General features: G+C 61.1%; 23 protein-coding genes and 1 tRNA gene. 12 read left to right on the top strand and 12 right to left on the bottom strand.

Annotated features, from left to right (window positions below; translation table 11 throughout):
- Positions 1-13: 13 nt before the first annotated feature.
- Both MUU54_RS18650 and MUU54_RS18645 read right to left on the bottom strand, forming a co-directional pair.
- Positions 14-1,612, bottom strand: a complete 1,599-nt coding sequence (locus tag MUU54_RS18650) for an ABC transporter permease (protein ID WP_247245592.1) — start codon at positions 1,610-1,612, stop codon at positions 14-16.
- Between the two features lie 113 nt (positions 1,613-1,725).
- Positions 1,726-5,313 carry a PAS domain-containing sensor histidine kinase gene (locus tag MUU54_RS18645; RefSeq protein WP_247245517.1) on the bottom strand — a complete coding sequence of 1,196 codons (3,588 nt, stop codon included), beginning with the start codon at positions 5,311-5,313 and terminating at the stop codon, positions 1,726-1,728.
- 226 nt (positions 5,314-5,539) lie between these two features.
- Here MUU54_RS18645 and MUU54_RS18640 point away from each other — a divergent pair, with 226 nt between their 5' ends.
- The 3 genes from MUU54_RS18640 to MUU54_RS18630 all read left to right on the top strand — a co-directional run bounded on the left by MUU54_RS18640 (position 5,540) and on the right by MUU54_RS18630 (position 6,604).
- A complete protein-coding gene (locus MUU54_RS18640) occupies positions 5,540-5,986 on the top strand; it encodes a phasin family protein (RefSeq protein ID WP_247245516.1) in 447 nt (148 codons plus the stop codon).
- 121 nt (positions 5,987-6,107) lie between these two features.
- Positions 6,108-6,184: transfer RNA gene (locus MUU54_RS18635), tRNA-His, on the top strand.
- A gap of 174 nt (positions 6,185-6,358) precedes the next feature.
- Entirely contained in the window at positions 6,359-6,604 is a 246-nt protein-coding gene (locus MUU54_RS18630; RefSeq protein WP_247245515.1) for a helix-turn-helix domain-containing protein, read from the top strand.
- An 18-nt stretch (positions 6,605-6,622) separates the two neighbouring features.
- Here MUU54_RS18630 and MUU54_RS18625 read toward each other — a convergent pair whose 3' ends face one another.
- On the bottom strand, positions 6,623-7,504 hold the full coding sequence (locus tag MUU54_RS18625; RefSeq protein ID WP_247245514.1) for a LysR family transcriptional regulator: 882 nt from the start codon (positions 7,502-7,504) through the stop codon (positions 6,623-6,625).
- 105 nt (positions 7,505-7,609) lie between these two features.
- On the opposite strand from MUU54_RS18625, the gene MUU54_RS18620 reads away from it, so the two are divergent.
- Positions 7,610-9,106 carry a CoA-acylating methylmalonate-semialdehyde dehydrogenase gene (locus MUU54_RS18620; RefSeq protein WP_247245513.1) on the top strand — a complete coding sequence of 499 codons (1,497 nt, stop codon included), beginning with the start codon at positions 7,610-7,612 and terminating at the stop codon, positions 9,104-9,106.
- A gap of 96 nt (positions 9,107-9,202) precedes the next feature.
- Positions 9,203-9,334: a hypothetical protein gene (locus tag MUU54_RS24650; RefSeq protein ID WP_281433393.1), complete on the top strand. Its 132-nt coding sequence runs from the start codon at positions 9,203-9,205 to the stop codon at positions 9,332-9,334.
- A gap of 78 nt (positions 9,335-9,412) precedes the next feature.
- Here the strand turns inward: MUU54_RS24650 and MUU54_RS18615 are convergent, their stop codons facing one another.
- Complete coding sequence (locus MUU54_RS18615) at positions 9,413-10,459, bottom strand: Fe(3+) ABC transporter substrate-binding protein (protein ID WP_247245512.1); 1,047 nt, start codon at positions 10,457-10,459, stop codon at positions 9,413-9,415.
- A 186-nt stretch (positions 10,460-10,645) separates the two neighbouring features.
- On the opposite strand from MUU54_RS18615, the gene rirA reads away from it, so the two are divergent.
- The 4 genes from rirA (at position 10,646) to MUU54_RS18595 (ending at position 13,722) form a co-directional block, all read left to right on the top strand.
- A complete protein-coding gene (gene rirA / locus MUU54_RS18610) occupies positions 10,646-11,119 on the top strand; it encodes an iron-responsive transcriptional regulator RirA (protein ID WP_247245511.1) in 474 nt (157 codons plus the stop codon).
- 107 nt (positions 11,120-11,226) lie between these two features.
- Complete coding sequence (locus MUU54_RS18605) at positions 11,227-12,264, top strand: AbrB family protein (RefSeq protein WP_247245510.1); 1,038 nt, start codon at positions 11,227-11,229, stop codon at positions 12,262-12,264.
- 80 nt (positions 12,265-12,344) lie between these two features.
- Positions 12,345-12,869: a gluconokinase gene (locus MUU54_RS18600; RefSeq protein ID WP_247245509.1), complete on the top strand. Its 525-nt coding sequence runs from the start codon at positions 12,345-12,347 to the stop codon at positions 12,867-12,869.
- A 181-nt stretch (positions 12,870-13,050) separates the two neighbouring features.
- A complete protein-coding gene (locus MUU54_RS18595) occupies positions 13,051-13,722 on the top strand; it encodes a TetR/AcrR family transcriptional regulator (RefSeq protein ID WP_247245508.1) in 672 nt (223 codons plus the stop codon).
- On the opposite strand, the gene MUU54_RS18590 is transcribed toward MUU54_RS18595, so the two are convergent.
- From MUU54_RS18590 to MUU54_RS18580, 3 genes are all read right to left on the bottom strand, one after another.
- Entirely contained in the window at positions 13,717-15,015 is a 1,299-nt protein-coding gene (locus tag MUU54_RS18590) for an NAD(P)/FAD-dependent oxidoreductase (protein WP_247245507.1), read from the bottom strand. The genes MUU54_RS18595 and MUU54_RS18590 overlap by 6 nt on opposite strands.
- 1 nt (position 15,016) lies before the next feature.
- A complete protein-coding gene (locus tag MUU54_RS18585) occupies positions 15,017-16,375 on the bottom strand; it encodes a glutamine synthetase family protein (protein WP_247245506.1) in 1,359 nt (452 codons plus the stop codon).
- A 178-nt stretch (positions 16,376-16,553) separates the two neighbouring features.
- The gene (locus MUU54_RS18580) at positions 16,554-17,801 is read right to left on the bottom strand and encodes an NAD(P)/FAD-dependent oxidoreductase (RefSeq protein WP_247245505.1); all 1,248 of its coding nucleotides are present in this window, start codon (positions 17,799-17,801) and stop codon (positions 16,554-16,556) included.
- Between the two features lie 181 nt (positions 17,802-17,982).
- On the opposite strand from MUU54_RS18580, the gene MUU54_RS18575 reads away from it, so the two are divergent.
- Entirely contained in the window at positions 17,983-19,410 is a 1,428-nt protein-coding gene (locus tag MUU54_RS18575) for a phosphomannomutase (protein ID WP_247245504.1), read from the top strand.
- A 57-nt stretch (positions 19,411-19,467) separates the two neighbouring features.
- Positions 19,468-19,608 carry a hypothetical protein gene (locus MUU54_RS18570; RefSeq protein WP_247245503.1) on the top strand — a complete coding sequence of 47 codons (141 nt, stop codon included), beginning with the start codon at positions 19,468-19,470 and terminating at the stop codon, positions 19,606-19,608.
- A 26-nt stretch (positions 19,609-19,634) separates the two neighbouring features.
- On the opposite strand, the gene MUU54_RS18565 is transcribed toward MUU54_RS18570, so the two are convergent.
- The 4 genes from MUU54_RS18565 to MUU54_RS18550 all read right to left on the bottom strand — a co-directional run bounded on the left by MUU54_RS18565 (position 19,635) and on the right by MUU54_RS18550 (position 21,125).
- A complete protein-coding gene (locus MUU54_RS18565; RefSeq protein WP_247245502.1) occupies positions 19,635-19,793 on the bottom strand; it encodes a hypothetical protein in 159 nt (52 codons plus the stop codon).
- Positions 19,793-19,960: a hypothetical protein gene (locus tag MUU54_RS18560; protein WP_247245501.1), complete on the bottom strand. Its 168-nt coding sequence runs from the start codon at positions 19,958-19,960 to the stop codon at positions 19,793-19,795. Before MUU54_RS18560 ends, MUU54_RS18565 begins: the two co-directional genes overlap by 1 nt.
- Positions 19,961-19,993: 33 nt before the next feature.
- On the bottom strand, positions 19,994-20,875 hold the full coding sequence (locus MUU54_RS18555) for an MBL fold metallo-hydrolase (protein ID WP_247245500.1): 882 nt from the start codon (positions 20,873-20,875) through the stop codon (positions 19,994-19,996).
- 103 nt (positions 20,876-20,978) lie between these two features.
- A complete protein-coding gene (locus MUU54_RS18550) occupies positions 20,979-21,125 on the bottom strand; it encodes a hypothetical protein (RefSeq protein WP_247245499.1) in 147 nt (48 codons plus the stop codon).
- 124 nt (positions 21,126-21,249) lie between these two features.
- On the opposite strand from MUU54_RS18550, the gene malQ reads away from it, so the two are divergent.
- The gene (gene malQ / locus MUU54_RS18545) at positions 21,250-23,112 is read left to right on the top strand and encodes a 4-alpha-glucanotransferase (RefSeq protein ID WP_247245498.1); all 1,863 of its coding nucleotides are present in this window, start codon (positions 21,250-21,252) and stop codon (positions 23,110-23,112) included.
- Positions 23,113-23,148: 36 nt separating this feature from the next.
- Here malQ and MUU54_RS18540 read toward each other — a convergent pair whose 3' ends face one another.
- Positions 23,149-24,321: an osmoprotectant NAGGN system M42 family peptidase gene (locus tag MUU54_RS18540; protein ID WP_247245497.1), complete on the bottom strand. Its 1,173-nt coding sequence runs from the start codon at positions 24,319-24,321 to the stop codon at positions 23,149-23,151.
- Between the last annotated feature and the right edge of the window lie 3 nt (positions 24,322-24,324).

Here is a 24,324-nt window from a genome sequence, read left to right as displayed (position 1 = left end):
TGGCAGGCAGGCCTCAGCTGCGCCGGTCCATGCCGCGCGACACCAGCAGCACCGGGATGAGGCCGACTGCTATGATGATCATCGCGGCGACCGAGGAATCCTCGATCTTCGCGCGCGATGCGTCCTCGTAGACGAGCGTCGCCAGCGTGTTGAGATTGAAGGGCCGCAGCAGGATTGTGGCCGAGAGTTCTTTCATCGTTTCGATGAATACCAGCAGCGCTGCAGTCATCATCGCCGGCTGCATGTTGGGAAGCAGGATGGTGCGGAGCGTCTGGCTCTGGTTGCGCCCTAGTGTGCGGGCAGCCATGTCGAGGTGTGGAGAGAGCTTCTGGAATCCCGCGTCCAGCGTTCCCTCCGCCATGGTCATGAAGCGCACGGTGCAGGCATAGACAATCGCGAAACCGCTGCCAGAAAGAAGCAGTCCTGTGGAAACGCCAAGGTGGGATCGGAGGAAGCCGTCCAGCACGTTGTCGAAGCCGGCAAGCGGAATAAGGACGCCGATCGCCAGCACTGTTCCTGGGACGCCGTAGCCAAGCGAAGCAATGCGGCCGGCGAAGGTCGTACCGTAAGAGCGGTCGCAGCGTGCGGCATAGGAGAGAACGAAGCCCAGCGTCACGGCCGCGAGGGCTGCGGCGGACGAAACCATCACGCTGTTGAAGAGAGCATCCAGCAGCCGAGGGTCGGCGTAATCGTCCAGGCGGCGAACGGCGAACCCGCCCATGACCAGTGCCGGAATAAGGAAGCCGGACGCCACAGGAGCTGCGCAGACAAAAATGGCCGCCGCTGCAGTGCCGCCCGTCAGGCGAGCTCTCACCCCATCATGGACGACTGTCGTCGTCTTGTTTGTCGAGAACCTCTGGCTCCGGCGGGCCTTGCGCTCCAGAAGGATCAGGAGCGCTACGACGATGAACATGACCGAGGCAATCTGGGCAGCACCGGCCAGGCTGCCGCGGTTGAGCCAGGTGGAATAGACGGAGAAGGTCAGGGTGTTCACGCCAAGGAATTCGACGGCGCCGATGTCGTTCATCGTCTCCATCATCACCAGAGTAAGACCGATCATGATGGCCGGGCGCGCCATCGGCACCTGAATACGCCAGAACACCCTCACCGGGTTCGCGCCGAGAGTTCGCGCCACGTCGGCCGCCGTCCGTCCCTGCATCAGAAACATTGAGCGGCAGGCGAGATAGACGTAAGGGTAAAGAACCGAGCTCAGCACCAGAACCGCGCCGCCCATGGAGCGGATGTCGGGAAACCAATAGTCGCGAGAAGTCTGAAATCCGAAGAGGGCGCGATAGGCGCTTTGCAGCGGTCCGGTGAAATCGAAGAATTCGCCGAAGGCATAGGCGGCAAGATAGGAGGGGATCGCCAGCGGCAGAACGAGGACGGCGGAAAGTGTCCGCCTGAAGGGGAAGTCGAAGGCGCTCACCAGCCAGGCCGTCATGATACCGACCACGCCAGTTACCAGCCCCGTCAGGAAAAGCAGTTGGAGGGTACGCCCCGTCGCGCGGGGCACGACCGTCGTCAAGACGTGGCGCCAACTGTCGTCACCATCGACAAGCGCAATCCAGACCACGGCCAGGATCGGCATTGCAACGACGGCCGCTGCCAGCATGGCTGCCCAGGAGAGCGATCGCGCGGGTGGACGCGTTACAGAAGGCAGGGGCTGCTGCAAAACCTGCAACTTTTAATCCTCCTTAGAACAGAGGATTGCTAATCGCGCCGGTCTCAGTTCGCAAGCACCCTCTGCGGCGGAAAGGCGATCTCCACGAGCGTTCCTTCCCGCGGTGTGGACTGAATGGTGAAGTCCGCACGATTGGCATCGACCATCGCCTTTGTCAGCGGCAGTCCGAGCCCCGTCCCGTCGCCGCGCTTGCGCGTGCTCGGCGCCACCTGCTGGAAGGGCTTCATGGCCGTCTCCAGTTCCTGGCGCGTCATGCCGATGCCGGTGTCCCTGATCCGCAGGACGACGCTGCCGTTCGGTTCGTAGACGGTGGACACGACGATCTGACCGCCTGAGGGCGTGAAGCGGATGGCGTTGGACAGGATGTTGAGGGCAATCTGCTTCACCGAGCGCTGATCGGCCACCACCGGGGGCACCGCAGGCGAGAGCGCGGTGCGAATGATGACTCGCTGGCTGTTTGCCTGCGGCTGCACCAGAGAGACCGCTTCGGAGACCGTTTCGTTGAGGTCCACCGACACGAAGTCGAGTTCCATCTCGCCAGCCTCGATCTTCGAGATGTCGAGAAGATCGTTGACGATATCGAGCACGTGGCGGCCGGACCGGACGATGTCGTTGGCGTATTCGACATAGCGATGATGGCCGATCGGCCCGAAGCGCTCCGTCGCCATCAAATCCGCAAAGCCGATGATGGCGTTCAGCGGCGTGCGAATCTCGTGGCTGACGTGTGCGAGGAACTCGCTCTTGTGTGCGTTCGCGGTCTCGGCCGAGCGCTTTGCTGTTCTGAGCTCCTCCTCCGTCCGCTTCCACTGCGTGATGTCGCGGATGACCGCACAGTAGCCGTTCGAGGAGCTGAGCCGACCGATCGTCATGAAGAGCGGGATGAAGCCGCCGGACGCTTCGCGCCCGATGACCTCGCGTCCATCGTTCAGGACGCTTGCAACGCCATGGCCGGAAAGGCCGGAGAGATAGTCGACAATAGCCCGCTGGCTCTCGTGCGCGAACAGCATGACGAAAGGCTTTCCGGAAGCTTCTTCGCTGTCATAGTTGAAGAGGGCGCTTGCAGCACCGTTCATCGAGCGGATCTGACCCTCTGCGTCGATCACGACGACGCCGTCGGTCGCCGTTTCGAGGATCGCACGCAGCTCGTCCACTTCAACCTGAAGGCGTGCATTCTGCTCCGGAAGCTGAGACGTGGGCAGGGGAATGACGTCGGCCTCGTAAGGTGCCTCCGTCTGCGCCCCGTGGGGCTCAGCAACAGGCATCAAGGCGAGCATCAGGGCGCTGGCCTGCTCGAAATACACCGACTGCAGACGTGCCGTTACCGGGACGATGGTGTCATCGCGTCTGACGACGATCATCCCGCCGGACTCCTCTGTTTTTCCCTCCAGGTCCTGCCGCTGAAGCAGCGCATCCAGACCGCCGACCTCGGCCAGCGCCTCGATCGATGCATACCCGGTCAGCCGCAGGAACTCAGGGTTTCCATGGATGAGGCGGTCGCCCGAGTGGACGAGCAGCGCCACCGGCATCTGGTCAAGGACCTCACCCGTCAGCCCTTCCCGTTTCCGGTAGAGAGAGCCGTAACTATCCTGGTCATCTGCCGGCGCCGATTGCTCCTCAATGGGTTCTTCCGGCGCAGGGGCGTGGGCTTCCTCGTCGGCTTCTGAGTCGACCTCGCCTTGCACGGAGACCGCGCTTTCAAATTCGACGTCGACTGCGCCAGTCCGGTCGTCATCGGGCTCCGGCATCGAGGTGACCGGGTCAGCAGGTGTTTCTCCAACGGTCTGCGTCGGCTCGAGATTGTCCGCGGCAGCGTCGTCGGACAGAGCGTTCGCCGCTTCCGTCGTCTGCGGCGCCTTAATGCCGTCCTCTTCGTCACGCTTGCCGATAAAGCTGTCCAACTGGCGCGCGATCTCGCGGAATGCAGCCTGCTCAACCGGGGAAAGGCTCTCGCGGCGTGTGCGGCGATCGCTGAGGGGGATCACCTTGTCGGACGCCTCGAGACGGTTTTCGACCAACCGCAATGCTGGCCTTTCTCCCTTCGGCCAATCGAATTGCTCTTCGGCCGCCTCCGGCTCGTGATTGCTCGCCTGGTCCGCCGACCGCTCGTCCGCCTGAGGTGAATGCTCCTCTGCTTCTGCCGCGGGGGCTTCAGCGTCGGTCGCCGTCAGCTCTCCCGCCAGTGCGTCGTCCTCCACCGCACGCTCAACAAGCTTTGCGCTTTCCTCCGCAGGGGGCGTTTCTGAAGACGCGGCCGCGGGAAGCGAACGCGCCAGGGTCAGGCCTACAGCATTCGGATCTTCGATGGCGTCGCTGACACGAATGATCCCGAAGCCGCGGAAGCCATCAAAGGTGCGGTCGCGAGTATAAGTGGGCAGTGCCGCGAGGTCGATGGGGACGGAAAGGGAAGTTCCTTCCACCGGCCACCAGATGGTTTTCCCCGACCAAGTGTCCCGCCTGAGCAAGAGTTCGCCGATCTTGCCGTCAGGATCAAGGTAAAAGAGCGCTGCAACATCGCTGAAAGCCATGCCGCTGATATCTGCGGCATGAGGCCCGACGGTCTTAGCTAACTCCTCCGAAATCTCGCAGAAGCGACCCTCTGCGTCGATCTTCCACACGAACCGGGTGGCGCGAGCATCGCGCCGGAACACGAAGTCATTGCTGGCAGCGCCAGCCCCCCTCGGCGGCGCCAGATCGGCGGTGTTTACTTCGTCGGACTGCTGGCTTGACTGTGCCTCCGGCGGGAGGGAGGGCGAGGAAAGGGCTGCTTCCTCATCGTCAGGATCCTTCGCCGGAAGATCAAGCGTAACGAACTCATCGGGCTCCGGCAGGTCTTCCAGATGCGAAACCGCATCGATCGCTTCCTCAAAATCGGTGGACGCTGGTGGCTCTTCGCCGATATGGTTGTGTTCGAGGTCCTCGCGGTCTTCGAGAGGAAGGGTGTCGTCCGCCGGTGGCTGGTCAACGCCCGGTGCGGCCGCCTCGACAACGAAAAGAAGATGGAGCCCGGGATCGCTCGCGACCTTGGCCATTGCGGCGGGAAGATAACCCTTCGCCGTCGGAACCGGTCGCTTAACGAGACCGCTCGCCTCACTTCCTGCCATGGTGACGAGCATCCGGGCGGTCTGCGGGGTCAGCGCGAGATCAGGAAAACCGGCGGAATTCGCAAGCGCGACGCCTTCGTCATCGATCACTGCCAGATGCATCCCCGGATCGTCCAAACCTTCGATCATGCTGGATGCACGGCCGCCCATGGAAGCAGCATCGGCCTCGGTTGCCGCATGGTAAAGCACCACCGCCTGGCCGCAGACGTCGATGAGCCTGCAGGCGCCCGTGACGGTGATCCGCCGAAAGCCGGCGGTCGTGCGGATCGTCAGCGGAGCGCTCTCCCCGATTTCGCGAAGACGGCGGCCGGCAGTTGCCATCTGCCGGAACGACAGGTCCTGCTGGAACGGGCCGCGGTCGAGGAAGTCGTAAACGGAATCATAGCCGAAAAGGCGAGCACCCCGTCCATTCGCCCAGACGACCTCAGTCATCTCTGACGAAAACAGGACCACCGCTTCGCCTGCTGCGAAATAGCGGCTGACCTCTTCGTGCACGGCAATATCGATGAATGGATAGTGGGTGACTGACATGGACAAGGCCCGAAGTCGCTGGGTTGGCGGCGATCACTTGTTAACAGAGAGTTAATACCCGGAGCGGGTGTTTAGGTCCACCAAAGGACGTCGGAATGGCGACACAAGGTTAACGAACGCGAATTGTGCGGTGCACAAAAATGTTGCAATGCACAATCGGATGTATTATGTAATGGTCATGAAGCTCGGGCACTGGCCCGGCACCAGCTAGAAAAGGAACAATATCATGGCATACCGCACTGATGACGTGTTCTCTTTCGCCGCTTTCGACCCGGCAAAGATGACCGACAGCTTCCGTGAATTTGCAGAAAAGGGCGCGGCCCAGTCGCGTGAAGCCTACGCCCGCATGAAGGCCGCTGCCGAAGATGCAACCAAGACCGCCGAGACCACCATGCAGTCCGCTCAGGCTGGCTCCGTAGAAATCGGTCTGAAGGCCATTGAGGCACTCCGCACCAATGCCGACCTGTCCCTGTCCCACGTAGAATCGCTGCTGGGCCTCAAGTCCGTTGCCGAATTCCTGGAGCTACAGACCACCTACATCCGCAAGCAGGCCGAGCTGACGGTGGAGCAGGCGAAGTCCATCCAGGACGCCACGCGCAAGATGGCCGATGCCGTAAGCCAGCCTAGCCGGGAAGCGGCTGAAAAAGCCATGTCTGCTTTCAAACCGGTCTAATGCACTGATGAACACACCAAAGAGGCTGGCGGGAAAAACGCTGGCCTCTTTAGGCCTTGGGGCTTGCAAATTCGAGCCGATGCTCGTATTGGAGCCGCAACAGCGCCCTAGCGCTGATCGTGCGGTTGTAGCTCAGTTGGTTAGAGCGCAGGTTTGTGGCACCTGAGGTCGCTGGTTCAACTCCAGCCAACCGTACCACTTCCACTCGCAGGAAACAGCTCAAGCTCGCATCACATAATCGCGGTCTGCTTGTTTCCACTTGTCATTGAACCAGAAGTACCTACTTTTGTGCAGCGCGTCAGTCGCGCTTGTTGCTTTCTTTATCTTCAAAAGACATCGCTTTGGCGAAACCCTGTCGAAGGAGTTGCCCCCATGTCGATTTGCATCAACAACTTTGAAGCTGCCACCGACAAGCAAGTGTCCGCGGAGCAGCTCGCAGCAGCCGTTGCCGAAGCCCGCCAGGCCGTCGGCTACTCGATGGAGCAGCTGGCCGTTACGACCGGCCTGACGGTTGACGAACTGAACGCCGTGGAGAGCGGCGCCGCCGCCGAACCGGCGCTCTTGCAGCGGATCGCGACCGGTCTCGGCCTGCCGGCTGCCGCATTCCTCACAGCCTGAATGAGGTTGGTGGCAGGCTCACAGAAAGATCTGCCGCTCCCCTTCAACAAGTTCGTTCAGGAAATCCACAACCACTCGCAGGCGCGCCAGATCGCGGCTGCTTTCGTGATAGGTCGTCCAGTAGGATCGGCGGATCGCCACCTGCGGCAGGACCCGTTCAAGCTCGACATGCTGGCGAGCGATGTAGTCGTGCAGGATGCCGACGCCCGCTCCTGATCTCACCGCCTCAGTCTGCCCGATCGCGCTCGAGATCTCGAAGCGGGCATCCCAGTCGCGCAGCACTTCTCCGGTGAAGTTGAGCGATGGAGAGAAGATCAGATCTTCGACATAGCCGATCCGCAGATGGGCTTTCAGGGCCTCCACGTCATGCGGGGCGCCTCTGGCTTCCAGGTAGCTTCGCGCCGCATAAAGGCCGAGTGTGTAGTCCGTCAGCTTCGATGAGATCAGCCGTCCATGCTCGGGCCGCTCGATGGTGATGGCGATATCCGCCTCTCTTTGGGAAAGCGAGAAGGATCGCGGCACCGGTACCAGTTGCAGCTTCAGTTGCGGATGCCGTTCGGTGAGCCGTCCCAGGCGGGGCGCCAGAAACGATACGCCAAAGCCGTCCGGAGCGCCGATGCGAACCGTGCCGCCGATCGTCGTGTCGATCCGCCCGGTTGCCGCCTGTGCCCTGACCATTTCCGTTTCCATGCGCTCTGCCGCTGCGAAGAACACGTTACCCTCCGGCGTCAGCTCGCAGCCATTGGTGCGGCGGACGAGAAGGCGGGTTCCGAGCGCCGCTTCCAGATTGGTCATCCGTCGGCTGAGCGTTGCATGATTGACAGAAAGGCGACGAGAGGCTTCGAGCAACTGCCCCGCTCTGGCAACGGCCAGAAACATCCTCACGTCATCCCAGTCCATGACTGCTCCAATGCACTTTTCTGCACAACCGCTACGGAGATAACGAAGTTGCCTTGTGCAAGTATGAATGTCAGTCTCTGTTCAAGCAAGAATGGAGGAGCATCTATGTACGAGATCGGTCATTTCATCGGCGGCAAGCGCGTAGCAGGTTCGAGCGGCCGCACCGCCAACGTCTTCAACCCGGCGACGGGCGAAGTGCAGGCCAAAGTGGCGCTTGCGAGTGACGCAGAAATCCATGCGGCGGTGGAAAATGCGAAAGCGATCCAGCCCGCCTGGGCGGCGACCAATCCGCAGCGCCGCGCCCGCGTCTTCATGAAGTTCGTCGATCTGTTGAACCAGAACATGCAGGAACTGGCCGAGATGCTCTCCAGGGAGCACGGCAAGACCGTCGAGGACTCCAAGGGCGACATCGTACGTGGCCTCGAGGTCTGCGAATTCGTCATCGGCATTCCGCACCTGTCGAAGAGCGAGTTTACCGAGGGTGCCGGCCCGGGTATCGACATGTACTCGATCCGCCAGCCGGTCGGCATCGGCGCCGGCATCACGCCCTTCAACTTCCCGGCAATGATCCCGATGTGGATGTTCGCCCCTGCAATCGCCTGCGGCAACGCCTTCATCCTTAAGCCATCCGAGCGCGATCCGTCTGTGCCGATCCGTCTTGCGGAACTGATGATCGAAGCGGGACTGCCCGCTGGAATCCTGAACGTCGTCAACGGCGACAAGTCGGCGGTCGACGCGATCCTGGCCGATCCCGATATCGGTGCCGTTTCATTCGTCGGCTCCACCCCGATCGCCCGCTATGTCTACGGCACGGCCGCAACCAACGGCAAACGCGCCCAGTGCTTCGGCGGCGCCAAGAACCACATGATCATCATGCCGGATGCCGATCTCGATCAGGCGGCCAATGCCCTCATGGGCGCAGGCTATGGCTCCGCCGGCGAGCGCTGCATGGCGATTTCTGTCGCGGTGCCGATCGGCGAGGAAACAGCGAACCGGCTGATCGACAAGTTGACGCCGATGGTCGAGAGCTTGCGAATCGGTCCCTACACGGATGACAAGGCCGACATGGGACCAGTGGTCACCAAGGAAGCGCGCGAACGCATCCTCGGCTTGATCGAGAAAGGCGTCGAGCAAGGCGCCAACCTGGCTGTCGATGGTCGCGACTTCAAGCTCCAAGGCTATGAAGACGGCTACTTCGTTGGCGGTTGTCTCTTCGACAACGTCACGCCGGACATGGATATCTATAAGACGGAGATCTTCGGCCCGGTTCTTTCTGTGGTGCGGGCGAAGAACTACGAGGAAGCGCTCGAACTGCCGATGAAGCACGAATACGGAAACGGCGTTGCGATCTATACCCGCGACGGTGACGCCGCCCGCGATTTTGCCTCCCGCATCAACATCGGCATGGTTGGCGTGAACGTGCCGATCCCGGTGCCGTTGGCCTACCACTCCTTCGGTGGATGGAAATCATCCTCCTTCGGCGACCTTAACCAGCACGGCACGGACTCTATCAAGTTCTGGACCCGCACCAAGACGGTCACCTCCCGCTGGCCGTCCGGCATCAAGGACGGTGCCGAATACATCATGCCGACGATGAAATAGGCGATTGCGTGTGGCCGGCCCGGTTGGGTCGGCTATCTGTACTTGATCTTAATTAACCAAGCGCTAACTCTCCCATCCGCTTGAGGAGTGGGGAAGATGGTCTACGAATGGGATGAGAAGCGTGCCCGGCGCGCCTACTGGACCCGGGTGGGTCTCACGGCAGCCATCGTGATGGTCGCCATCGGTGCATCGGCCTGGATTGCGTCGGCGCTTGGGTTTGGCTTCTGATTGATCCTGTCGCCTATGAATGGCGAACGAAAAAGGGCCGGCGTTTGCCGGCCCCCTCAACCGCTCTATGTCCTAGAGTTATCCCTCCGGACCTTCGTTGACGCCCACCTTGTCGACCAGTTCGGAAGCCTTCTTCCGGTTGGCAGCGATCTCGGCAAGCGGCAGCGTGTCCGGCTTGATCGTGCCAAAGGCCTTGACGATGTCCGAAGGCTCCGAGCCTGGCATGACCGGATATTCGAAGACCTGCTCGGCATAGATCTTCTGCGCTTCGCCTGAAGCAAGGAATTCCATCAGCTTCAGCGCATTGTCCTTGTTGGGAGCGTTCTTCGCAAGCGCCATGCCGGAGATGTTGACGTGGGTGCCGCGATCATCGGTATTGGGAAAGAGAACCTTGATGGCGCCGGCCCAATCCTTCTGTTCCGGCTCCTTCTCGTTGGTCTGCATCAGGCCGACGTAGTAGGTGTTGCCTAGGGCGATGTCGCATTCGCCGGCGAAGATGGCCTTCGCCTGGTCTCGGTCACCGCCGCTCGGCGTGCGGGCAAGGTTGTTCTTCAGCCCGCTCAGCCATTCTTCGGTGTAATCTTCCCCGTGCGCCGCGATCATCGACGCGATCAGGCCGATATTGTAGGAGTGCTGGGCATCGCGGATGCAGATCTTGCCCTGCCATTTCGGGTCGGCAAGTTCCTCATACGTGATCTTGTCCTGGTCGACGCGGTCCTTCGACGCATAAACGACGCGGCCGCGCGTGGTGAGCGCGAACCAGTCTCCTTCAGGGTCACGGAATTGCGGCGGGATGTCCTTGTTGATCGTCTTGTTGTTGGTGACGGGCTGCGTGACGCCGCCTTCCTTGGCTTCCATAATGCGGGCGATGTCGACGGTCAGGATCACGTCTGCCGGCGAGTTTGCCCCTTCCGCCTGTATGCGCTCGACCAGGCCCTTGTCGAGGAAGAGAACATTGGTCTCGATGCCCGTTTCCTCGGTGAAGCGAGTGAGTAGCGGCTCGATCAGGTCCGGCTGGCGATAGGAGTAAACGTTCACCTCACCGTCCGCCAGTGCTGGCTGTGCAATCAGTGCCGAGGTGCCGGTTAAAATGGCGGCAGCAAGGGTGGATTTGAAACTGGTCATTGGGTCCTCCATGCAGATGAATTTCCTTATGACGAGGGTCACGATTTTCCGGTCAGGTCAATAGGAGCGAGCCGCTCCAATGTTCCACAGGTGCCATAACTTGATCACGATTTTCTCATTTTTGAATTGTTCAAAACTGCCCGAGCCACTATATGTTGGGCAGAAGACTCGAGGAGAGACATCCACATGCGGTTGACCAAGCAAACGAACTATGCGGTGCGCATGTTGATGTACTGCGCCGCCAACGAGGGGCACCTCAGCCGGATCCCTGAGATCGCCAAGGCCTATGGCGTGTCGGAGCTTTTCCTCTTCAAGATCCTCCAGCCGCTGAACAAGGCGGGCCTGGTGGAAACGGTGCGTGGTCGAAACGGCGGCGTGCGTCTCGGGCGTGCGGCAGACCGCATAACGCTCTTCGACGTCGTCAAGGTGACGGAAGACAATTTTGCCATGGCGGAGTGCTTCGAAGATGGCGTGGCGGAATGTCCCCTGGTCGACAGCTGTGGGCTGAACTCCGCGCTTCGAAAGGCCCTGAACGCGTTCTTCGACGTGCTGACGGAATACACCATCGACGACCTGGTGAAGGCCCGTCCGCAGATCAACTTCCTGCTCGGTCTCGACGATGTTCGCAGGCCCAAGCTTGCTGCCGTTCCGGCGGCCTGATGTGCTTCGGATGCCATGCTTTGGCGTCCGCTTTACCTTTCGCCGGGTAGCACTTAGAAGAGATCGACTCGCCAGGCCAGTCGGCTCCTCGTTACCGCAGGCAGTTCATGTCGCTTCCTGAATTCCGCACATTCCTGCTGACCGTGGCCATCGCCGCTGCCGGAGCGGCGATGGCATATCTGCTCGCCTTTCCTGCGCCCTTCCTTGTCGGTCCCGCGGTTGCGGTGACCTTTGGCGGGCTTGCCGGCCTTCAGCTTCGCATCCCGGTGATCGTGCGCAATGCCAGCTTCGTAGTCGTCGGCCTGTCAATGGGGACCGGCCTGACACCGGAGGTCTTCGTCGCCGCGCAAACCTGGCCGTTGAGCTTTGCCATGGTGCCGGTCGCTGTCGTTCTTCTTCTATGGGTTGCGACATGGGTTCTGCAGCGCTTCTTCGGCTATGACCGCACGACCGCCGTGCTCGCGGCCTCGCCGGGGCATCTAAGCTTCGTGATGAGCCTGGCTGCGGAGACGCGAAGTGATCTTCTGGCTGTAGGCATCATCCAAAGCGTGAGAGTTCTGGCTCTGACACTCACGGTGCCGCTGATCGTCGAAGTCCTCGGGCTTCAGGACGCCGGCCCGCATGCGGCCCTTCCGCCGCTCGGACTGTCGCCGTTGGTCTGCTCGTTCGGCGTCGCTGTTTTGCTAGGCCTTCTGTTTCAACGTTGGCGTGTCCCGGCGGCGCTTCTTCTTGGCGGGCTGGTTGCCTCCGGCAGCACCCACCTCACTGGCATCGTTGACGGACAGATGCCCGTCTGGATCATGACGCCGACCTATATCCTGCTTGGCGGCATGATCGGCTCGCGCTTCTCGGGCGCATCGCTGAAGGCAATGCGGGTCGCGTTCGTTGCAGGCGGCGTCGTCACTGTTGTGGTCGTTGTGCTTGCCGCACTGATCGCGGCTCTCGTCTCCTCCGTGACGGCTGTACCCGTGGATGCCGCGCTGATTGCCTTCGCACCGGGTGGGCTGGAAACCATGGCCGCCATGGCAGTCATGCTGAACGCGCAGCCGACCTATGTCGGCGCGCATCATGTTCTGCGCCTCCTCATCCTTTCCGGTCTGATGCCGTACGCGCTGCGCAAGGATATGCGGATAAGTCAGCGGTGAGGGGCCATCGGCTGGTCAGCCCCTTGTGAAACCTGCCGCAGATGGCTAGCACCGGGCCGTCTCACGTGGAGTAGAAGGTCATGTCGAAAAAACATCCAGCCGCCGTCATCGTCATGGGCGTCAGCGGCGCCGGCAAGTCCTCGATAGGAGAGCGTCTGGCAGCACGACTTGGCTGCGAGTTCGCGGAAGGCGACCGGCTCCACCCTGCTGCCAACGTCGAGAAGATGGCCAAGGGCATTCCCCTCACGGACGAGGATCGCTGGCCGTGGCTGGATCTGATCGGCAAGGAACTGGCCCAGTGCATCGAGAAGGGTGAGGATATCGTGGTCTCCTGCTCGTCGCTGAAGCGCGTCTATCGCGACCGGATGCGCAAGGCTGCTGGCGGCCGTTTGCGTTTCGTCTTCCTCAAGGGCACGCCGGAGTTGCTCGAGGTCCGGATGGGGGAGCGAACGGGACATTTCATGCCGTTGTCTCTGCTGCAGACGCAGCTTGCAACGCTAGAAAGTCCTGAAGGGGAAGAGGGCGTCGTTACCGTAGACATCGACGCGACCCTCGATGAAATCGTCGAGGCTGCATATCAGGGGCTCAAGAAACACCCCGTGTAAAGCGGGAATTAACTCTCGTGTTGAATAGTACGTACTTACATACGAAAATGTTGAAGAAACATTCTCGGAGATGATCTGGGTCACGTCTGTCTCCGTACACGCATATACGCCGGTGCTAAGGTACAGCGTGGAAGCAGGTGGCACCGACCGCTTGGTTGATGTGTGTGAGGAAGTACTACAGATGCCCGACATGAATGAATCTGCAACGCGGGGTCAGCTTCGGCGGGTTCCCAAGCAGGAACGCAGTCGCGAGCGTATCGATGAGATCCTCAAGGTCTCGATGGATCTTATCGGCCGCAAGGGTATCGATGCGGTGACGATGAAGGAGATAGCCTCTCTATCTGGCGGCCCCATCGCCTCCGTTTATCAATACTTTCCAAACAAGACGGCGATCGTGGCGATGCTTTACGAGCGCTATGCAGATGAAGTGAAGACTATGATCGAGACCGGGATCGCTGCCATCTCCAGACCGGAGGACGCTTTCGCCGCGATCGATTTCCTGGTCGATGGATATTTCCAGAAGGTGAAAAGTGAGCCAGCAATCCAGGACCTCCTGAATGCGGCGCAAGCGGATAAAGGATTGGCAGCGCTGGATCTGGAACAGTCGCGGGTGCACAGCCGCATATTTGCTGAGGCGACGCGTGAGCTCGTTCCGCAAGATCTAAGGGAGGAATACGACCGCATGGTGCTGATGATGTTTCATCTTGCGGCAGGCGCCATCCGACTTGCGCTTCTCGTCGGCGAGAAGGAGGAGCAATGCATGATCCAGAACTTCAAAAAGGCGGCGAACGTCCAGTTCCAGCGCTTCATCACCGTTGATGAGGGCAGGAGGCGATCGGCCCAGGCCTCATAGGCCGAGCCGGTCCCTGATGCCGTACCACCAGGCGCCCAGTACCGTCAGCGGTACACGGAACCTCCGGCCGCCCGGGAAGGGAAGGTTCGGCAGAGACGCCCAGAGATCAAACCGATCGGCATGGCCTGCGACGGCCTCGCCCAGGATCTTGCCCAGAAGGTGTGTCGTCGTCACCCCATGGCCGCTGTCGCCATGGGAGAAGTAGATCTTGTCCGACAGGCGGCCCACATGCGGGATCCGTGTCAGCGTCAGCGCAAAGTTGCCGCTCCAGGCATAGTCGATCTGAACGTCCTTCAGTTGCGGGAAGGTCTTGAGCATGTTGGGGCGGATGACGCTCGTCAGGTCCTTCGGATTGTTTCCCCCGTAGCCGATGCCACCGCCGTAGAGCAGCCGATTGTCCGAGGTGCGCCGGTAATAGTCGAGCACGTAGTTGGCGTCCTCCACGCAGTAGTTTGCCGGCAGCAGGCTCTCGATCAGTTGCCGGTCCAGCGGCTCTGTTGCCATGACCTGGCTTGAAACCGGCATCATGCGGCCATGGATCTCCGGCAGGAGCGGGGAGAGGTAGGCATTACCGCAGACGAGGACGTAATCCGCTTTTACTGAGCCTTCCTGTGTTCGCACCCTCGGTCGTTCCCCAGGCTCGATGCTCGTCACTCTCGATTGCTCGAAGATACGTCCGCCGAGGCTTTCAACGGCGGTAGCCTCTCCCAACACCAGGTTCAGCGGATGAATGTGCCCACCAAGCCGGTCGATCATCCCGCCTGCATAGCGAGCACTCCTGACGTATTTGCCGACATCCGCCTTACTGACCATCTCCAGCCCAGTATGTCCGTGCTTCTCCCAGTGGTTCTTCTGTGCCTCCATCTCGCGGATCTGCTTGTCGGTGAAGGCAGCGAAGAAGCCACCGCTCACAAGGTCGCAGTCGATACCATATTTGGCGACACGGTCTCGGATGATCTGGCCGCCCTCGAGCGACATCTCTCCTAATCTATTCGCCTTCTCCTGGCCGTAGCGCCTAGCAATCGTCTCCAGGTCTCGGCTGTAGCCGTTGACGATCTGGCCGCCATTGCGGCCCGAGGCACCGAAACCGACCCGCTCGGCCTCCACAACGACGACGGAGAAGCCCCGCTCGCACAGCTCCAGGGCAGCCGAAATGCCGCTGAAGCCGGCGCCGATGACGCAGACATCGGCTTCGAGCTCCTCTTGCAGTCGCGACCGGACGCGCTTGTCATTGGCCGATGCGGCGTACCAGGAGTTCGTGTGTCGCGGGTTGTCGCTGGTCTTGTAGGTCATGTCACACCGTCCGTATGTAGGCGTCGTATTCGACGTCGGTGACGCGAAGTGAAAACTCCTGAACTTCCTGCTGCTTGCAGGCCGTGTAAAGCGCGCGATACTTCGGCCCGAGTGTCGCATAGGCGAAAGTGGACTTGCCGAACTGCTGCAGCGCGTAGTCCCAGTTTGTGGGAAGCGGCTCGTGGCTGACGGCATGTTCATCGCCGGTGATGGCGCCGCCCGGGATCCGCTTCTCCCGGATGCCGGCGAGTGCGGCGCTCAGGATCATCGCAAGAACGAGGTAGGGGTTGGTATCCGCACCGGCGACGCGGTGCTCAATCCGTGTTGCAGGCTTGCTGGCGGTGATAACGCGAACGGCTGCGGAACGGTTGTCGAAACCCCAGGAGGCGTAGGTCGGCGCATGCTCGCTTGGTCTCAGCCGCCGGTAGGAATTGGCATGCGGGGCGAACACGGCCATGCTCTCCCCCATGTTCTCCAGGAGCCCGCCCACCGAATGGAAGAGCTTCTCTGACGGGCCGTCCTCACCGGCATACACATTCGTGCCCGTGTCGTCGATCAGCGAGAAATGCACATGCATGCCGCTGCCGGCCTGGCGTCCGTAAGGCTTGGCCATGAATGTGGCATCGAGGTCGTTCGCCCGCGCCACGCCTTTCACGATGCGCTTCAAAAGCACGGCATAATCGGCAGCCTTCAGCGCATCCGGAACATGGTTGAGGTTGATCTCATACTGCCCCGGGCCATTCTCCCGAAGCGTGGTGTCGGCCGGAATGCCTTGTGCGCGTGCGGCGGACGCAATTCCGTGGAAGACGTCCTCGAAGTCTTGCAGTTCAGAGATCGACAGGACCTGCGTCTGTCCGGTGTGCCAGCGGCCATCGCGAGAGTTCGGTGGGCGGACGGGATCGAGCGCCGAGCGGACCGGGTCGATCAGGTAGAACTCCAGCTCCGTCGCTACCACCGGCGTCAGCTTCAGTCGGAAAAAGCCTCTCAGCACATTCGCCAGTACCTGCCGCGGATCGCCATAGAACCCGCTGCCGTCGGGGTCACGCATGCCAAGCAGCACCTGCGCCGTCGGCCGGTTCAGCCACGTCACCCGTGAAAGCGTTCCGGGGACGGGAAAGCACAATCCGTCGGGATCGCCGGTGCCCTCGGCTAGTCCGGCGGCGTTGACGTCGCGTCCCCAGACGTCGAGGGCATAGACGGAGCGCGGCATCGCCATGCCCTTGGACAGCACGTCGAGCGCCCGTTCGCGGGGGATCCATTTCCCGCGCGGCACCCCATTGACGTCAATCACGAAGGCCTCGAGGACCTCGATGTCGGGATTATTTTCGAAGAAAACTTGTGCGGAGCTTATATCTTCCATGAAACACCAGAAGCTGTTATCGATCGGCGCCTTGAGGCGCCCGAGCCGTCAGAGGCTCTGCTAGCGATGAACGGTTCTGGCGTTATAGATCAGGTATCGAACCATGTTGTGCCGCAGCCGCATCGGCCGCATCGTCCCCTATTCGCAAATTCTAGCGGCATTCGCCAGCCAATGCCAGTCAGGCGCGGAAACGCTCCGGGCGATAGGCGGAAATGTCGATCAGCGGTGTCTCGCCCACGATCGCTTCGGCGATGACTCGTCCCGTGACAGAGCCGAGCGTCAGGCCATGATGGGCATGGCCAAAGGCAAACCACAGGCCGTCGTGCCGCGGTGCCTTGCCAATCACCGGCATCATGTCGGGCGTGCAGGGCCGGGCACCCATCCACGGCTCGTCGTCAAGCCGCTTTCCGAGCGGGAAGATCGTGCGGGCAACCGCCTCCGCACGGTCAAGTTGAACCGGCGTCTTCGGCGCGTCTCGCAGGGCAAACTCGGCACCCGTTGTCAGGCGGATGCCCTGGTTCATCGGTGCCAGGAAATACCCGCGCTCTGCATCCATCGTCCAGCCGTTAAGCTTCGCGTCACCGTCTGCCGCATAGTGCATGTGGTATCCACGCTTGACGCCGACTAGGAAATGGTAGCCGAGCGGCTTCGTAACCGTGTCCGACCAGGGGCCGAGCGCCACGACAACGTCCTTCGCCTCGACAAGTCCATCGCCCGCAACCATGCGCCAGCCGTTGGCCGTCTGCGAAAGGCTCTTTGCGTCGCCCTTGAGGAAGCGCCCTCCAAGCTTCTCGAACAGGCGAAGATACGCGAGCGTCAGCGCCTTCGGATCGCGCACCGACCACGGATCCTGCCACTTCAACCCGCCGACGAAATCGCGGCTCAAGGCGGGTTCCTGCTCGGCGATATCGGCAGGCGTCAGTTCCTTGAAGGTGACGCCGTATTCTTCCCTCAGGCGTGCCGCCTCCTTCAGTTCGCCGTCGCGTTTGGAAGATGTCCGGAATACTTCCGTCCAGCCCTGCTTGACGATCAGGTCCTGAGCGCCCGCTTCCTCGATCAACTCGTTGTGGGTGGAGATGGAATGCTCGATCAGGGGTGCATAGGCGCGCGCGATCAGCTGGTGCCGGCTGAGGTTCGAATGCCACCAGTACTTCGCCAGGAACGACGTGACGGACGGAATGGCGCGCCAGTGATAATGGGCATCGATCCGGTTGTTGAGCGCATAGCGGAAGATCATCCCGAACTGCTGCGGAAAGCCGTAGGGGACCACGCCCTCCCTCTGGATCAGCCCGGCATTGCCGTAGGACGTTTCCTCGCCCGCACCTCGGCGATCGACCAGCACGACCGACTTCCCCCGCCGGGCAAGTTGAAGTGCCGTTGAGACGCCAATGATGCCGGCGCCCAGAACGATCGCATCAGCTGTCATATCTGCTTGTTTCCAGTCCTGTTATTGTCTGGCGCAAACATGCCGGGGACGATGCTGCGGCGCAATCGGAAAATTGCCCCGGGGCGTGTCTGGCGGGCTTGAGAATGGTAGCGCGGCTTGAACGGGAGAAGAGACAAAGCTACAGCTTCCGACAAACGCAACAAGCGGGAGATGGGGTTACATGAAGTTCGGAACGAGCGGGCTGAGAGGATTGTCCTCCGATCTCAAGGGGCCCCCATCCTATAGATACGCCAAGGCCTTCGGACTTTATCTCCTTGAAAGCGGCAAAGCCCGAAAGGGGGCAAGGATCCTCATCGCGCGTGACTTTCGCGACTCAAGTCCCAAGATCGCTGCAAATTGCACGGCAGCGCTGATCGACCTCGGCTTTGCGGTCGTCGATTGCGGCACGGTGCCAACGCCTGCCTTGGCACTCTATGGGCTGGAGACGAACTCTGCTTCGCTCATGATCACAGGGTCGCACATCCCTGCGGACCGCAACGGCATCAAGTTCTATCGGCCGGATGGCGAAATAGGCAAGGAGGATGAAACGGCGATCACGCGGATCGCCTCGTCCCTCGGCAATGAGAACATGGATGCACAAGCGTCTGCCGTCACGAACGAAGAAGAGGCATGCAGAACCCTATTCCTCAAGCGCAACCGTGCACTTTTGGCGGAGGGTGCTTTGAATGGACTGAGGATCGGGGTCTACCTGCACAGCACCGTCGCGCGCGACATGATGGTCGATGTGCTGACGTCCTACGGCGCCGACGTGGTGCCGCTTGGGCGCTCAGAAACCTTCATCCCAGTCGACACCGAGGCCGTTTCCGAAGAAACGCTCGAGAAGCTCGGAAGGTGGGCGGCGGAGCATCGCCTGGATGCGGTCGTGTCTGCAGACGGCGACGGTGACAGGCCTCTCGTTGCGGATGAAACCGGCACCGTCATCCGCGGTGATGTTCTAGGGCTCGTCGCCGCGCAGTTTCTCGATGCGGCAGTGGTTGTCACGCCTGTCACGTCCAATTCGGGAGTCGAGGCTGCCGGGAACTATGATGTTGTGCGAACCCGCGTCGGCTCCCCTTATGTCATTGCCGGGATGGAAGAGGCCGTCGCCGGAGGACGAGATTGCGTTATGGGCTTCGAAGCAAATGGCGGACTTCTGACCTGTAGCGACTTTACCATCAACGGCCATCAGGTGAGGGCTCTACCGACCCGCGACTGCTTCCTTCCGATCCTCGCAATACTGTCGCTGGCACGCCGCCACCAAAAGCCGTTGTCGCAGGTCGTGGCATTCTTCAATCTGCCGGTCGCAGCGGCCGATCGGCTGGAGAACTTCCCGATTGAAACGAGCACTGCTCTCATGGCTTACCTCCGGCGCGGCCGGGCGGAGCTGTCGCAGTTTCTTGAGACGATCGGGGCAGTTGCAATGACAAGCGATATCGACGGTCTGCGCGTCACTCTGGAGGACGGGCGGATTATCCACTTCAGGCCGTCGGGAAATGCGCCGGAAATGCGGTGCTATGTAGAGGCTAAGGATGAGACGGCAGCCGCCGCGCTGCTGCGTGCCGGTCTGGAGCGGATCCGAGGCTGGGCAAGAGCGGCCGCAGCCGGCTGAAGGTCAGGAACTTTCGAACGACCTCAATGTTTGCAGGTCGCAAACAGGAGAGCCTTCATGAAAAGCCGCACCATGGCGATTGTCGTTATCGTTGCAATCATCGCCATCGCCATCGTCGCCTTCTTGTCCCGGCCGTTTCAGCAGACGGTGGTAGAGGAAGACCCTGGACAGGCCCCTCCCCATGCGATCGATCAGTAGCGGCACCCGGGAGAGCAAGGCGGCAGTCAGCTCTCCTTGCGTCCGTTGACGCTGGTTTCGCGCGAGGCGTTGGCCAAGCTGTCCTTCTCCTTGGCGAGGCTCCCTTCCGGCTTGCCCGAACCGAGTGCGGCCGCGCGTTCCACTTCCCTTTGGCGCTCTGTCTTGCTGGCCTCCTCTTTGCTCATCACGGGCCTCCCGCAATCGCGCCGGCGATGGCAGTTGCAAGTGCCGCGAGATCGATCTTGCCCTTCACCTCCAGGCCGTCACCCTCATCCACCTGCAATTCCTTACGCTCCTGAGCCTGCCGCTTGAGCTCGACACGGATTGCTTCCTCTATCTTCTCTTCCAGCATGTTGATCCTCCCTTCTCGACCGTGTCGATGTGCCTAGTGATGGGCGTCCTTGTGGCCGCCGGCGGGTGTTGCGGACTCGTGATCGTAGCGGGCATCATCCGGCACTGCGATCTGACGGAACTTCTCTGCCAGCTCGCGGAGCTTTGCAGTCACGTTCGGACCCTTCACCGGTCGCCCATGTCCGGAGATGATAAGATCGGGGGCAAGTCTCGCCAGCAATCTGGCGGACTGCTCCGAAAGCTCCCAGTCTGGTGTCAGATAGCGGGGAGGGCCATGGATCTCCGGCTTTTGCGTCAGAACCTCATAGGCCGACTCCTGCCCCGTGGTGATGACCGCGTCACCGGCAATCAGGGTGCGGTCGCGCTCGCGCCATAGCGAGATGTGACCGGGTGTGTGGCCGGGCGTATGCAGCCAGCGCCAGCCCGGCATGAACGGCACGCTGCCATCCTCCGGCAGCATCCGCATGCGAAGCCGAACATCGACCGGAGAGCGCGGGTAAAGCGGAGAGAGAAGTGACATCGCGCCACCGCCGACCCAGGGATCGGCCGGGGGATAGGATGTTTCCCCGTTGAGAAACGGAGCCTCGAGGGAATGGGCGTAAACGGGTACGTCCCAATGCTGCGCAAGCTCTTCCAGGGAGCCCGCATGATCGAAATGAGCGTGGGTCATGAGAATGGCCGCTGGCCGCGTATTCTCACCGAACCGCCGCTCGGCGCATTCGATGATGGTGCTGCGGGAGGTGGGCAGGCCGGTGTCGATAAGTACCCATCCATCCCGCCCTGGATCGCCGTAGAAGATGACGTTGACTATGGAAAGCTTGCGATAAGCGAGGTCGGCCGCAAAAGCCTTCGTCCCGTCGCCCGTGTCTGTAAGTGGGGCCAAATCAGCATCCAAAAGCGCAAGCTGGTTCGTCATTATGATCTCCTCTGAGGCTGGCCCACCAGCAACCACGACGCGCGTGAGATTGTTCCCTTGCTCCCTGCGAGGAGGGCAGGGACAAGGTAATAGGCTCTGGTGGTCAGGAAGGTTTGCCTTCCTTGCGCTCGCTTTCGCGCTTCTCGGACTGGTCTTGTTTGAGTTCCCTGTCCGTCAGGTGCGGCGGCTGGACCTCGCGGACATTGAGGGCGCCTCCGGTTGTCTTTTCTGATGTCGTGTCTTTGGCCATGGGTCTCTCCTTGTCGCCTGCCAACCACCCAAATGGGGGATTGTTCCTTTTGAACGTCGGTCCAACGTCGACGGAACCTTCATCTGCCATCTGTGGTTCAACAGAAAAACTGGGGCCTCCACACATGGGCAAGAACGACGCGACGGCAGCACGCTTCGGCTTCGATGATCTCGCAGCGCTTTACGGCGTTCCTCCGGATTACGAGGATCTCCAGAGCGAGGTTCGTCCGGTGCCGGAAGAGACACGGCGCCGTATTCTGAAGGCTCTGGGTGCTCCCGACAATCTCAATGCTCTGCGGCAAGCAGCAAGTGAGCGCGAGCCACCGCGGCTCGAACTGAAGGAGCCAACAGTATGCTATCTGCCGGAATCGCTGCAGAACGCACCGGTCTGGGGAATCTCGCTCCAGTTGTACGAGCTGAAGTCCAGCCGAAACTGGGGGATTGGCGACTTCGCCGATCTCAGGCAGATCTGCACCATCGCGGCCGCCGCCGGAGCCGATTTCATCGGGCTGAACCCGCTCCACGCGCTCTTTCTTGCCGAGCCGGAACGCTGCAGCCCCTATTCCCCCTCCAGCCGCGTCTTTCTCAATCCGCTCTACATTGCGGTCGACCAAGTCAATGGTTTCGAGCCAGATGGAATAAGCGGTGCTGAACTCGAACGGCTGCGGGCGGCTGAGCTGGTGGACTATCCTGCCGTGACCGACCTGAAGCTCCGCGCACTGAAGGCGATCTGGAATCGAAGATCTTCAATAGAGAAAGGAGCCGAGGAATTCGACCGGTTCAAGAGCGAACACGGGCAAGTACTGCATCGCCATGCCGTCTTCGAAACGCTCTCACTGCATTTGAAAGACAGCGGTCATCAAAGCGGCTGGCACCATTGGCCGGGAGAGTTTCAGGGCTGGAGCAGCGATGGGGTGCGCCAGTTTGCCGAAGAACATGCGGACGAGGTCGAGTTCCATCAATGGCTGCAGTGGCTAGCAGCAAAGCAGCTCGCCGAGGTGACGGATCATACTCGAGAAGTCGGGATGAAGATCGGCCTCTATTTCGACCTTGCCGTCGGAGAGGCGCCGGACGGCTCATCGACTTGGTGTACGCCCGAGCTCGGATTGCAGGGCCTGCGTGTCGGAGCGCCGCCTGACGTCTTCAGCACCAGCGGCCAGGATTGGGGATTGATCGCCCTGTCTCCGCAAGCACTCCAGGAACAGGGAATGAAGCCGTACCGAGAGCTGATCGATGCCTCCATGCGCTACGCCGGCGCCTTGCGGATCGACCACGCCATGGGCATCTGGCAACTCTTTCTGCTGCCGGAGGGGGAGACGCCCGCCGTCGGCGGCTACCTGCGATATCCGTTCCAGGACATGGTCTCGGTCCTGGCCGAAGTGAGCCATGCGCGGCGCAGTGTCGTGATCGGCGAAGATCTGGGCAATGTCCCAGACGGCTTTCGTGATGTCATGGAAGAGGCGCAGATCCTCGGCTACCGGGTCCTCTATTTCGAGGAGGCCGATCCGGAAGGCTTCGATGTCAGCAACATCATCCGCCTCTCACTGGCCTGCTTGTCCACGCATGATCTGCCGCCGCTGATCGGCTGGTGGCGCGGCGATGATATCGATCTTGCGCTAAAAGTTGGCCTGACGGAGCCGGTAGCTGCGGAGAAAGCGCGGGAGGAACGTGCGCAGCGGCGCCAGAGCTTCGTCACCGGGCTCGCTGGCGCGGGTCTTCTGGAGCAGAACGACGCCGACGAGAAGATTTCGGAGGAGGCAGTGATTGCCATTCACCGGCTGCTTGCCAGGTCACCGAGCGTGATGGTGGCGCTCCGGCTTGCAGACCTCGTTGGCGAGGATCAGCCAACTAATGTGCCCGGGACGTCGGATGCCTATCCCAACTGGCGCCGCAAGCTGTCCGTGCCTGTGGAGGAACTGGCGGGAAGTCGGCTCTTTCGCCGCATCGTCGAGGCTGTCGCAGCCGTAAGGCCGAAGACAAGCCTTTGACGCCTCGATGAAGGTGCATTGGCGCCGCGAAGAAACCTAATCTCGAACCGTGTGTGAAACAACTGTTTGCGCCGCCGGGCCCGGTGCCGGCTGGTCCGCCTGCTCGGTGGGCTGGTGGGTGAACCCTTCCACGCCGGAGATCGCCCGAAGATCTCGCTTGATCTCCACTGGACTGACCGCGAAGGCGCCCACCAATTTAGCGACAGAGACGAGCGCGTCGGTGTGGATACGTTCGTATCCATGAGATGCGTCGACCCCAAACGTTACCAATGATGTACGCACATCATGCCCTGCTTCGATGGCCGATGCGGAATCGGAGCGATAGTAGCGGAAGACGTCCTTCTGGAAGGCAATTTGTTCGGATCTGCAGAGGTCAACCAGCTTTTTCGTCAGGTGGTAGTCGAAGGGTCCCGACTGATCGGCCATGGCGATCGTCACCCCGAACTCTGAGGAGTTTTGACCCGGCGCAGTCGTTCCGTTGTCGATGGTGAGCATGGAAGCCACATCTGCCGTGATGACTGACGAGGCACCGACTCCGACTTCCTCGGCAATCGTGAATAGCCAGTGAGTGTCGACCGGCGTTGTCGCTCCAGTTCGTTCCAACGCTTCGATGGCGGCAAGCGCAATGGCGACGCCCGCTTTGTCATCGAGGTGGCGGGAATTGATAAAGCCGTTGTCCATGAACTCCGGTGTCGGATCGATTGCGACGGTGTCGCCGATGTCGATGCCGAGTGCCAGCGTGTCGTCTCGAGAATTTGTCACTGCGTCTATACGCAGCTCCACGTAGCGCCAGCCGACCGGAAGCGTGTCCACTTCGTCATTGAACGTATGACCTGACGCCTTCAGCGGCAGGATTGTTCCTCGGAAGCTTCCTTTCCCGCTGAAGATCGTCACCCGAGCGCCTTCCGCAAAGCGCGCGGACCAGTGCCCGATAGGGACCAGTTCCAGGCGCCCATTGTCCTTGATGAACTTCACTTGGGCGCCGAGCGTGTCCAGATGAGTTACCATCGCGCGCGCACCACGGCGGCGGCTGCCCTGGCGGATCGCCCGGATCGCGCCTCGGCGCGTGAGTTCCGGATGGAGACCGAGCCGCTCGAGTTCCCGCGAGCAGTAGTGGACGATCTCGTCAGTATAGCCGGTCGGACTGGCGATCGCGAGCAGAGCCTTCAACTGCTCGCGGAGATATGTCACGTCGATGCTAATTGTCATGGA

The sequence above is a fragment of the Pseudorhizobium tarimense genome, from assembly GCF_022968135.1.
Lineage (GTDB): Bacteria > Pseudomonadota > Alphaproteobacteria > Rhizobiales > Rhizobiaceae > Neorhizobium > Neorhizobium tarimense.
This window is presented reverse-complemented; position numbering and strand designations above follow the sequence as displayed.

Bases quoted from the DNA above. Each gene is read 5' to 3' on its own strand.
- MUU54_RS18650 (WP_247245592.1), bottom strand. From the start codon at position 1,612: ATGCTGGCAGCGGCCGTCGTTGCAATGCCGATCCTGGCCGTGGTCTGG.
- MUU54_RS18645 (WP_247245517.1), bottom strand. From the start codon at position 5,313: ATGTCAGTCACCCACTATCCATTCATCGATATTGCCGTGCACGAAGAG.
- MUU54_RS18640 (WP_247245516.1), top strand. From the start codon at position 5,540: ATGGCATACCGCACTGATGACGTGTTCTCTTTCGCCGCTTTCGACCCG.
- MUU54_RS18630 (WP_247245515.1), top strand. From the start codon at position 6,359: ATGTCGATTTGCATCAACAACTTTGAAGCTGCCACCGACAAGCAAGTG.
- MUU54_RS18625 (WP_247245514.1), bottom strand. From the start codon at position 7,504: ATGGACTGGGATGACGTGAGGATGTTTCTGGCCGTTGCCAGAGCGGGG.
- MUU54_RS18620 (WP_247245513.1), top strand. From the start codon at position 7,610: ATGTACGAGATCGGTCATTTCATCGGCGGCAAGCGCGTAGCAGGTTCG.
- MUU54_RS24650 (WP_281433393.1), top strand. From the start codon at position 9,203: ATGGTCTACGAATGGGATGAGAAGCGTGCCCGGCGCGCCTACTGGACC.
- MUU54_RS18615 (WP_247245512.1), bottom strand. From the start codon at position 10,459: ATGACCAGTTTCAAATCCACCCTTGCTGCCGCCATTTTAACCGGCACC.
- rirA (WP_247245511.1), top strand. From the start codon at position 10,646: ATGCGGTTGACCAAGCAAACGAACTATGCGGTGCGCATGTTGATGTAC.
- MUU54_RS18605 (WP_247245510.1), top strand. From the start codon at position 11,227: ATGTCGCTTCCTGAATTCCGCACATTCCTGCTGACCGTGGCCATCGCC.
- MUU54_RS18600 (WP_247245509.1), top strand. From the start codon at position 12,345: ATGTCGAAAAAACATCCAGCCGCCGTCATCGTCATGGGCGTCAGCGGC.
- MUU54_RS18595 (WP_247245508.1), top strand. From the start codon at position 13,051: ATGCCCGACATGAATGAATCTGCAACGCGGGGTCAGCTTCGGCGGGTT.
- MUU54_RS18590 (WP_247245507.1), bottom strand. From the start codon at position 15,015: ATGACCTACAAGACCAGCGACAACCCGCGACACACGAACTCCTGGTAC.
- MUU54_RS18585 (WP_247245506.1), bottom strand. From the start codon at position 16,375: ATGGAAGATATAAGCTCCGCACAAGTTTTCTTCGAAAATAATCCCGAC.
- MUU54_RS18580 (WP_247245505.1), bottom strand. From the start codon at position 17,801: ATGACAGCTGATGCGATCGTTCTGGGCGCCGGCATCATTGGCGTCTCA.
- MUU54_RS18575 (WP_247245504.1), top strand. From the start codon at position 17,983: ATGAAGTTCGGAACGAGCGGGCTGAGAGGATTGTCCTCCGATCTCAAG.
- MUU54_RS18570 (WP_247245503.1), top strand. From the start codon at position 19,468: ATGAAAAGCCGCACCATGGCGATTGTCGTTATCGTTGCAATCATCGCC.
- MUU54_RS18565 (WP_247245502.1), bottom strand. From the start codon at position 19,793: ATGAGCAAAGAGGAGGCCAGCAAGACAGAGCGCCAAAGGGAAGTGGAA.
- MUU54_RS18560 (WP_247245501.1), bottom strand. From the start codon at position 19,960: ATGCTGGAAGAGAAGATAGAGGAAGCAATCCGTGTCGAGCTCAAGCGG.
- MUU54_RS18555 (WP_247245500.1), bottom strand. From the start codon at position 20,875: ATGACGAACCAGCTTGCGCTTTTGGATGCTGATTTGGCCCCACTTACA.
- MUU54_RS18550 (WP_247245499.1), bottom strand. From the start codon at position 21,125: ATGGCCAAAGACACGACATCAGAAAAGACAACCGGAGGCGCCCTCAAT.
- malQ (WP_247245498.1), top strand. From the start codon at position 21,250: ATGGGCAAGAACGACGCGACGGCAGCACGCTTCGGCTTCGATGATCTC.
- MUU54_RS18540 (WP_247245497.1), bottom strand. From the start codon at position 24,321: ATGACAATTAGCATCGACGTGACATATCTCCGCGAGCAGTTGAAGGCT.